The sequence below is a fragment of the Steroidobacter sp. genome, assembly GCF_016790065.1.
GTDB lineage: Bacteria > Pseudomonadota > Gammaproteobacteria > Steroidobacterales > Steroidobacteraceae > Steroidobacter.
The window spans coordinates 1-2,039 of record NZ_JAEUPY010000021.1 but is presented as its reverse complement, the minus strand read 5'-3'; the positions used below and the strand labels follow the sequence as shown (position 1 = coordinate 2,039).

General features: G+C 59.7%; 2 protein-coding genes. One reads left to right on the top strand and one right to left on the bottom strand.

Annotated features, from left to right (window positions below):
• A partial coding sequence (locus JNL55_RS00720; protein ID WP_293848252.1) for a FecR family protein occupies nucleotides 1–1,010 on the top strand: 1,010 nt, incomplete at its 5' end.
• Nucleotides 1,011–1,013: 3 nt separating this feature from the next.
• Here the strand turns inward: JNL55_RS00720 and JNL55_RS00715 are convergent.
• On the bottom strand, nucleotides 1,014–2,039 hold a 1,026-nt coding region (locus JNL55_RS00715; RefSeq protein WP_293848250.1), incomplete at its 5' end, for an alpha/beta hydrolase family protein.

Sequence of the window (2,039 nt, the reverse complement as noted above, 5' to 3'; positions counted from 1 at the left end):
TGCTGTCGGAGCAGGCTTCGGATTGGGTGGACACGATGCGCAAGCCGAGTCTGTTGGACCGGCTGGCGTTCGCGCGTTGGCTCAAGAAGAACGACCGTAACGCCAACGAATATCTGTTGATGGAAGCGCTCGATCAGACGTTGCGTGACATCGATCCGCAGCGTCGCCATTCGGTCGACGAGCTGCTGGCTCAGCCGGACACCAGCGTGATCGAGTTGACCGCTGGCCGCGAAGCCAATAAGAAAACAAGACGAAGTTGGCTCGCTGCAGGTCTCGCGGCTGCCAGCGTCGCTGCGGTGGCGGTCGGGTTATGGTTATCTCCGTTAGCGAGTGGCGGTTGGGAAACTGTGGCCACGGCTGTGGGCGAACAACGCGTCGTCGAGCTCGACGATGGCAGCATCGTGCATCTCAACACGCGCTCGAAGATACAGATCCGGCTATCGGCCGAGTCGCGAGACGTTCGACTCATCACTGGTGAAGCGCTGTTCGATGTCGATCACGATCCGACGCGGCCGTTCTTCGTGCATGCAGGACCGACGACGGTGCGAGCGGTCGGCACGCAGTTCAATGTCTATAGGAAGCCTGACAATGTTCGTGTGACCGTGCTCGAAGGCAAGGTGGAAGTTTCGACCGATCGGCCATCCACGCCGGCCGGCACCGCGGCCACCTTCCTGGCAGTGGGCGAACAAGCCGATATCCCTCGCGATGCTCCGCTAGCAAAGAATCTGCAACCGGACCTGCCGAGATCCGTGGCCTGGCAAAAACGCCGAGTCATGTTTCGATTGGATCCGCTCAAGAACATCGCCGAGGAATTCAATCGCTACAACCGCTCGCCTCGGCTGCAGATCGAAGGGGCTGCCGAGCAAGTGTGTTGCTTCAGCGGTGTGTTCGATGCCGATGATCCGCAAGCGTTCGCTCGCATGCTGGGACGAGATGGCAAGTTGACTGTGGAAATGAGCGACGAGCAGATCGTCATTCGGCCCCGGGACGCTCACGCCCCGGGGCACTGAGAACTACTTTCCTCGCAACAGTCGCGCTTCTGGAAAGCTGCGTTCGCCTGAGAGCAGCGGCGCAGTGTCGTTGCTGCCTTTTACGTACCTGTCGAAGAATGCCAGCGCATAGCCGTTGATGATTTCGTGAGCGACTCGCGGCGGCATGAGCTGCGCATCTTCCGGCTGGAACAATAGATTGTCGGAAAAGTGGTCGTGGATGGTTCGTGCGATGGTTACGCGATACCAGTCGGCGGTGGTTCGGCGGAGCATGGTCCAGTAGTGAGTGGCGGCCAGCGAGCCCGCCTCTACTTCTCCTGCATCAACATTGCCCGTGAAGTTGGCTGGCACCTGACCCCAATCGGGGCTGTCTGCGAACATCAGTAGCAGGGGCTTTTCGCTACCGAGGGTCACCACTCCTTTTGGACCCAACAAGCCGAATGGCCAGCCATCCAAGTTTGCCGCGGCCTTGATGCGAGGCTCATCGCGGGAGGCTTGCAGAGAGATGAGACCGCCTAGCGACCAGCCCAACGCACCGACCTTCTCCAGATCGAGTCGACTCTGGAAACGATGCTTTGGCGTGGTGTTCAGCTGGGTCAATCGATCGAGCACGAAGCTCACGTCCTGCACGAACAGACTGATGTCCGATTTGATCCAGCTGTCTTCCCAACGTTCTCGTAGCGGCAGCTGCCGGGCGTTTGCGGGTTGCACCATCCATTGCTTGCCGTCGTTCTTATACGTGGTGCCGTCGGGGAAGCGTTCGATTTCGTTCGCTCCCGGATGACCGATGGAGACGACCACGTAGCCGTGGCTGGCTAGGAATTCGGTTTGGAAGGTGGCGCTGAAATGGGGATGCAGGCCGCCGTGGTTATAGATCAGCACTGGGAAACGCTGCGGGGCTTTTGCCAGCGGCGCATCGAGTGCAGAGCGGGTTTGAACGTGAGCTCGTTCGTGGACCCAATGGTCCTTTCCGTAGAGCTGAGGACTGATTGCGTATGGCGCGAGGCGCGCCTGCTTCGATGGCGCTGCTGGATACCAGACTTGCACCAT